The 6,967-nt window shown below is 59.1% G+C and carries 5 protein-coding genes; 3 read left to right on the forward strand and 2 right to left on the reverse strand.

Annotated elements, in window-relative coordinates; genetic code table 11:
* The first annotated feature begins 60 nt into the window (after positions 1-60).
* Complete coding sequence (locus ABJF10_RS28095; RefSeq protein WP_348547934.1) at positions 61-1,203, forward strand: DUF4238 domain-containing protein; 1,143 nt, start codon at positions 61-63, stop codon at positions 1,201-1,203.
* A gap of 104 nt (positions 1,204-1,307) precedes the next feature.
* Here the strand turns inward: ABJF10_RS28095 and ABJF10_RS28100 are convergent, their stop codons facing one another.
* The gene (locus tag ABJF10_RS28100) at positions 1,308-2,630 is read right to left on the reverse strand and encodes a hypothetical protein (protein ID WP_348547935.1); all 1,323 of its coding nucleotides are present in this window, start codon (positions 2,628-2,630) and stop codon (positions 1,308-1,310) included.
* A gap of 105 nt (positions 2,631-2,735) precedes the next feature.
* Here ABJF10_RS28100 and ABJF10_RS28105 point away from each other — a divergent pair, with 105 nt between their 5' ends.
* Positions 2,736-3,488: a hypothetical protein gene (locus tag ABJF10_RS28105; RefSeq protein ID WP_348547936.1), complete on the forward strand. Its 753-nt coding sequence runs from the start codon at positions 2,736-2,738 to the stop codon at positions 3,486-3,488.
* Positions 3,460-6,366, forward strand: a complete 2,907-nt coding sequence (locus tag ABJF10_RS28110; RefSeq protein WP_348547937.1) for a hypothetical protein — start codon at positions 3,460-3,462, stop codon at positions 6,364-6,366. The genes ABJF10_RS28105 and ABJF10_RS28110 overlap by 29 nt, the downstream gene beginning before the upstream one ends.
* Here the strand turns inward: ABJF10_RS28110 and ABJF10_RS28115 are convergent.
* Positions 6,363-6,967 (reverse strand): type IV secretion system DNA-binding domain-containing protein (locus tag ABJF10_RS28115; RefSeq protein WP_348547938.1); only part of this gene is annotated, 605 nt, incomplete at its 5' end. The genes ABJF10_RS28110 and ABJF10_RS28115 overlap by 4 nt on opposite strands.

The following is a 6,967-nucleotide window of genomic DNA, read 5'->3' on the forward strand; positions in this document are numbered from 1 at the left end:
AAATGATTGATCACGCCGGGAGGCAACATACGTAACCTCAACTTAGATAGGATCAGGCCATTGGATCAAAAGAGGCAACATTTCGTCTCGCAGCATTATCTGCGGCAGTTTCGGATCGGCTCAACCGAGCAGATTGCGATTGCAACAATCAATCCGGCACGGGTAGTCGGCGCGGGCGCGATCAAACGGCAGTGCCAGGAGAATTATTTCTACGGAGAAGACAAGGTCCTCGAGCAGATTCTGGCGCAGTCGGAGAATGATATCGCTCCGGTGCTTGCTGGATTGATGTCCAAGTTGGATTTCCGCGAGCCGGAGCTCGTCGCTCTTCGCCTTCTCGCTGCCGAGCTCCACGTCCGAACGAGAAAAGCAGTTGAATCAGCCAAGGTGTTCCCGAAACGCATCGCATACGAAGTCATCAAATCCGCTATCGAGCGAGGCGATCTTCCTCCGCCGCCCGACGGCGTTTGGACCGAAGATATGATGGATTTCGGCGGGGTGCCGGGATTCCTATTTCAGACTGGCACGATCCCCTGCTGGCTGGAGATGCAAACATTGAATTGCAAACTGCTGCGCGCACAATCGCCTGCCGCTTTCATTACGAGCGACGATCCCGTAGTATTGTTGAACCAATTCACTGTAGGTGCGCACCCGACGAGGTCGTTTGTCGGGTTTGGAATGGCGGGATTCCAGCTGCTCCTCCCGGTAGCACCCACGCTGTGCCTGTTCTTTTTCGATCCGAAGGTTTACAAAGTGGGCGTACGCGGGAAGCGACTCGTTGATGTGTCGCCGTCGGACGCCGAGGTGATTAACGCCGCGCAAATTCAAACCGCGGAGAAGTGCCTGTATTTTCACGACCTGCGTCTCTCGTCTGACGTGCTCCGGACGATCAACACGTACTCGCACCTGCGGGTTCCCGTTCGTGAAACCCTCAAGGAATATCCCGGGCGGAATGCCAAAGAGACGTTTCTTCACCTGCAACGCCCGGCGATAAAGCTGCCGCACGAATGGCAGTTCTGTCGCCACCGTCGCAGAATCGCCGCAAGACCGGGTGACAAAAGAAACGCTGCGTGGTCAGCGATGATCGCAGAACTCATGGAAGACATACGGCGCAATCCTGAGGGCGGCGAGATCTTCGAGCGAATCGGCCGAATACTAGGCGCGGATATCACCGGCAAGAGGCGTAGCGCCGCGCCGGGGCCGTGACGCTGGCTTATTCGGTCAACGCAGCCGCACGGACTCCCTGAACGGTCGGCTGATTGGAGCAACGGCACTCGTATTGCCACGGGGCTGGACTGGCCTCTCGCTCCTCAGAATTGCTGCACGTTCGGCCCGGTTTCTCCGCTTGGCGGAAAGTGGTTCCATTCAGGTCCGTTCAGGAGGCAAAAGTATTGTCCCTCATAATCGAGGAGCGTCAGAAAGATGCGTTTGAGCAATTCACGAAGAACCGCCACGTGTTCTTGAAGATCAGCTTTCCCTTCCTTGCTCCGATACAACCCGCGATGGAGGATACGGTTTCGAGCGGCGACCGCCTTGCTGATACGACTGAGCTCAAGACCAGCGAGCGGAACGTTGTAAGTCGCCAGCATCGCTTCGAGCTTATCGCGGAAGGACGGCTCGTTGATGTGCGCGAGTTTCTGCCTCACCCGATCAATCCTCAGTCGCCCTGAGTCGGATGCGTTCTGTTGCGCTTCATCGCATCGCGCCTGCATCTCCTGGAGAAGCTTTTCGAAGAGCTGCGGCGCCATGATCCCGCTAACGCCGTGACGCTGCTCAAAGCTGGCAACCAGGTGCTCAAGCGCCGTCATCGCGGCGATCAATTGCAGTTCAGAATACCGCGGATGATGCACGAACCATTCGAGTGCAACATTAAGTCCGCTCCTTTCACAGAGTTCCTCGGTGTAACGCGTCACAGCCAAGTCGAGCACAGGCTGTAGGTTCAGATGGTGGAAGACGCCGTCCCATGCTGGACCTGCCCCCTTCGCACCGTGGCAATCAATTACCGTTAGGCCTTCCTCTGTCTCAATCCGGCGCACGCTCCACCGGATGAAACCGCCTTCGGCCAACGAGATCATATCGAGGACGCGTTCGACCTCGCGGTCGCACGCCGAGAGCCATTCGGCGAACGGGCGCTCCTCGCCAGTCGCTTCGATGTGAACTCGGCCTTGCACGTCATCGGGACGGTCGAGCGTTGTCGGGCCTGCCAATGTGATCCTTCCGATGGGGCAGTTGGTAGACGGAGAGCCGAAGGCGCGCATCCCTACAGTGAAGTAGATCGCGTGAACGCCGCGGGAGGTCTCGGGCATTCGCCGATAAAGTAGCCTCAGCTTCGAAGCACTTGCGCTGAGGCTTAGCCTTGTGCCTGCGGCGTCGGACTCCGTATTGACGTTCAGCAGGTGGATGTGGTCACTTTCAACTACGATTCCATCCGGCGCCGTTCCTCGCATGCTTACCCGAGGAACAAACTTTCCCTGTATCATTCCCATTGTGAGCAGCCAACTCGTCTGGGAGGCGAGCTCGACCGGTTCAAATTCAACCGCAACCGAGCCGGTGCGTTCAACGATGACCGTCCAACGTAGAGGGGAACTATTTGCGTCGGCGCGCAGCTCGCCCTCAACGAGTGGTATGGTCAACAGAGGCGACGGAGTGCCTTGTGTATCGCTGCTCGGCTTTGAGTCCACGCTGGATTCGGGGCAGATACAGCGATTGATTCACCAGATCAAACGCGCGGGTGTAAGATGAGCAACATGTCCTCTTCCGGGCAATCGCAGGCGATCTCGACCGCCGATTCGCCTTTCGGTGCCATGGCACCTGGTGCCACCGTCTTTCGCTGGGACCCCCAACGCGAACGGATCTATTCTTGGCTCCGCGATCAAGGCGGTCCGGGTTTCGCGGAGGCATTCAAGGGCGCGGCGATGCTCATGCAATTGAGACCGCCGGCCTATGTGCGCTTTGTCTGTCACGCACTCCGCGACATCACAAATGGCCTCCCCGCCGCGATCGCGAAGGAGAAGCGCAAGCAGGTTCAGTATCCAAGATTGGTGGGCGAAATTCTCTCGCAGTGGACGACCGAGCGTTTACCGCGCGGCCCACTCGTGGTCGCCCACGTCGCGCTCGAACAGCACGTCAGCGGGCGGTTCGAGGAGGCGATGATCTCCGCGGAGTTGGTCGAGAAGATTGCGATACTGCTAAACGAGCACGAGCAAGGGCGTGCGCGCGGGAAGGAAAACCCACTCAGTTTTCTCGAAGCTTCGATTCCAGAAAGCGCCGGGCGCCCCCATCAACTCGTCATTCCTAGAGATCAATGGAAGGCATTGCACGCGGATGCGCAGCACGGCGCGCACGAAAATGGGCAGGGCTGCGATGCGGATGATGAGGCGGCGTGTGCAGAGCTTTTCACCCGCTTTGAATTGCTGCTCGGCAGTCTCGCCGGAAGTTACTACCTCACCCTGGAGAATATCGATGCCATCCTGCGCGAAGCCAACGCCTGATCAAGTCGCGCGGGCGCTGGCGGCTATTCCTCGCCCGGAGCAGGCGAACTACTTCTTCACAAAGCTCGATAATCCCGAGTGGCTCGAACCTCTGAAGGCGAACGGGATCTTCAGCTCGCCGCCCGGCGTCGAGCATCATGAAAGCGAAGGCACGATCAGCTTCCCGATTTGGCCGCAAGGCCGGTATCTCATAAAAGTGGCCGCGCATTCCGCTGAGGCCGCCTTGGCCACGATCGAGGGCGTCCCTTCGACCGAGAATTTTCACGTCCACCAAGATTTTCTTGAGGCGGCGATCGCGATGCCCGTCCCAGTCGCCGTGCGTCTGGTCAAGCGCGCTCTCCAGTGGTGGCGCGCTCCTTACGGACGCCATCTCGCCGAAGCTTTCGAACGATTTCTACTGCATCTCGCCCGAGGGGGTGAAGTAACTGCGGCCTTGAAAATTGCGGAGGCGTTGCTGGAATGCGGCCCAGATCCCGAAGCCGAGAAGAAACGGCGGGAACGCGAAGAACATAGATTCGGCCTGGACTCATTGAAGCCGCAGATGCGCACCGAATGGTGGCGACTGCGGAATCTCCTGCGAAAGGGTTTCCCGGAGTTGGTCGAGCTTTCGCCACGGGCGAGCATCCAAGTTCTCGCTTCAACGCTCGCCCGACTGATCAAGTATGCGACTTGGCAGCCCGAAGGCCGCCGTCCGATTGACCTTTCGGCCGTGTGGAGACCGGCGATTGAACAGAACCCGCTCAATTGGCAACGCGATGCGCGCGGGGAGGTGATCGCCGCTCTGCGCGACGCGTGCGAAGTAGCACTGCGCACCAACTCCGTGACCTTCGACCATCTCGACGAAATCCTGGGCGGACACCAGTGGGACATCTTTGAGCGGATGCGGCTGCATCTTTATCGCCTGTTCCCAGAACTCGCGGGAGAGCGCATCGCAACGGTGCTTACAGATCGGGACCTCTTCGAGCGGCCCGATCTCAGCCACGAACGCACGCTGCTCCTCCAGGAGCACTTCGTGCGACTTCAGCCGCCGCAGCAGCAAACGATTCTCGGCTGGATCGCCGAAGGCCCGCCGAGCCCCGAACTCTCTTGGACCGGCGAGCCGATGAAAGACGAAGAGTGGCTGGACTACGTCAAGCGTTTGACGCTGCGGCAGCTCCAGCCCATCGCGCGCGCGCTGCCGACTGACTGGGCGGACCGCTATCGCGCACTCGTGAACGAATATGGTGAGCCACGGATTGAGGGCTCGCGAATCGTAAGCGCCGGGTGGCAATCTGGTTCCAAAAGTCCAAAAACACTCGAAGAACTGCGCGGGATGTCGTCGCCGGAACTCATCAACTTCATGCGCTCATGGCAGCCTTCGACGGACTTCATGGCACCAGACCAGGTCGGCCTCGCCGGGAGGTTCGAGCAACTGGTTGGCGAAGAACCGGAGCGTTTTGCAAGCGAAGCGGGACGATTTCGCGATGTGGAACCAGTCTATCTGCACTCATTAGTAAGAGGATTAGCGGCAGCGGTGGAAAAGCAGCAGTCAATTGCGTGGGAGCCGATCATCGAGCTGTGCGGCTGGGTAGCGGCACAACCAATAGAGCTCGATCCGCAACGGCCAGGCGGCTCGAATTTACACGAGAATTCGCATGCAAGCTGGCGACCTACGCGCCAGAAGATAGCCAGTCTCCTTGGAGCCGGCCTGAAGCCGCGACCGACAGACATCCCATTCACTCAACGCGGCGCGGTTTGGAGTATCCTCAGCGCGCTTTGTGACGACAAGGAGCCGACTGCGGAAGATGAAGCCGCTTCATCAGGCGACCCCGCTACGCTCGCGCTCAACAGGGTCCGCGGCGTCGCGCTTAATCAGCTGGCTGATTACGGACTTTGGGTCCGCCGTCATCTTGCCGAGGAGAACCCGAGCGCGCCTACGGCCAATTTCGACCGCATGCCGGAGCTGCGGGAGCGTTTGGAATTGCACCTCGATCATAATAGGGAACCCACGCTCATGGCCCGAACGTCGTATGGCCATAGCCTACCATGGCTTCATCAGCTCGATCCCGCGTGGACGCAGGCGCATCTCGCGGCGATTTTTCCGCGCGAGGAAGATGCAACCGCATTTCGGCGCGCCGCGTGGGTTAGCTATGTCTGCTATACCCGCGCGTATGACGATCTACTGCCGGTGCTGCAAGACGAATACCGATGGGCAGCGAGTAACGCCGCGGACGACGAATCCGAAGAGCATGGGTTTGCAAAGCCGGGTGACGGTCTCGCGGATCATCTCCTCAGCTTCTATTGGCGCGGGCTGCTCGGCTTCGATCGCCAAGACGATCTGCTCGTCATTTTCTACGCTCACGCTTCGGACAGCCTTCGTGCTCACGGCATGTGGGCCATTGGACGCGCGTTTCAGGAAGCGAAGACTCCGCCGACGGCCGAAACGGTTGCGCGATGGCAGAGGTTTTGGGAATGGCGATTTTCGGTAGCGCGGAACGACCCGAGCGCGAATCGCCAGGAACTTAATGGTTTCACCTGGTGGCTCATCTCGGACCGGTTCGAAACGCAGTGGGCACTCAGGCAGATGACGGAAGTTCTTCGCGTGGTCGATTCGGTCGAGCACGAGACATTAATTTCGGATTATCTCGCAAAGGCGAGCGAACGAAAACCCGCTGAAGCTGTGACGCTTCTCGGTGTGCTAATTAAAAAGGTGGCTCGCACACGTGCCTGGTTCGCCTCACAAGAGGAAACCAGAGCGGTACTTCGGAATGCTTATGAGTGCGGCGAGCCCGCCGCGGCAATCGGCGCTGATCAGGCGCGAGATCTATTGCTCTCCATTGGCTATTACGGTGTTCGGGATATTGGGTCGGCGCCATCCGCAATGCCCGACAGTCCTTAGGCACCAAACCACGCGCACACTTCTCCATCTGGCTCGATCGGCGGAAGCAGCTTGCGTCGGTGCCCGCGTTCGCAGTGAATCACGACGGCAGTGTGCTTCGCTAAGTTCCGTAGAACGTGCGGCTTGATCTTGTGCTCGTCGTGTTCGCTGTAGTTGCTCGACTGCTTCCCGCCCGAGTAGCCCCACGAACGCTTGATCAGCTTCGCTCGGCCGAGAAAATCGGCGCTCTCGATGGCGCCTTCTTCATCGGCGGCTTTGAAGATGAGGCGGTTGCGGAGATTTAAGGTGAAGACGCGTGCCTTCTCGCGACCAAGCGGCGGCACGAATGAAGTCGACGATTGCGCGGCGGCGACAACGGTTGCCTGGGCTTCGCGAATCACGTCGATGCAGTTGTAGTCGCTCATTCCATCCTCGCTGGCTGAGACGAAGCGCTGCGCTTCGTCGGCCCAGAGGATGAGGAGATTGTCGCGACGGCGTTCCTCTGCCGGTTTGTCGAAGCGGCGCAGCGCATGCGTGTAGAAGAGCATCTTCAGGAACGTGTTCACGTAGCGGCGCTCGAGTTGAAACTTCTGCGGCATCGCGACGCAGATGATTTTGCCGC

This window comes from Chthoniobacter sp., from assembly GCF_040003245.1.
GTDB lineage: Bacteria > Verrucomicrobiota > Verrucomicrobiia > Chthoniobacterales > Chthoniobacteraceae > Chthoniobacter.

Bases quoted from the DNA above. Each gene is read 5' to 3' on its own strand.
- ABJF10_RS28105 (WP_348547936.1), top strand. From the start codon at position 2,736: ATGAGCAACATGTCCTCTTCCGGGCAATCGCAGGCGATCTCGACCGCC.
- ABJF10_RS28110 (WP_348547937.1), top strand. From the start codon at position 3,460: ATGCCATCCTGCGCGAAGCCAACGCCTGATCAAGTCGCGCGGGCGCTG.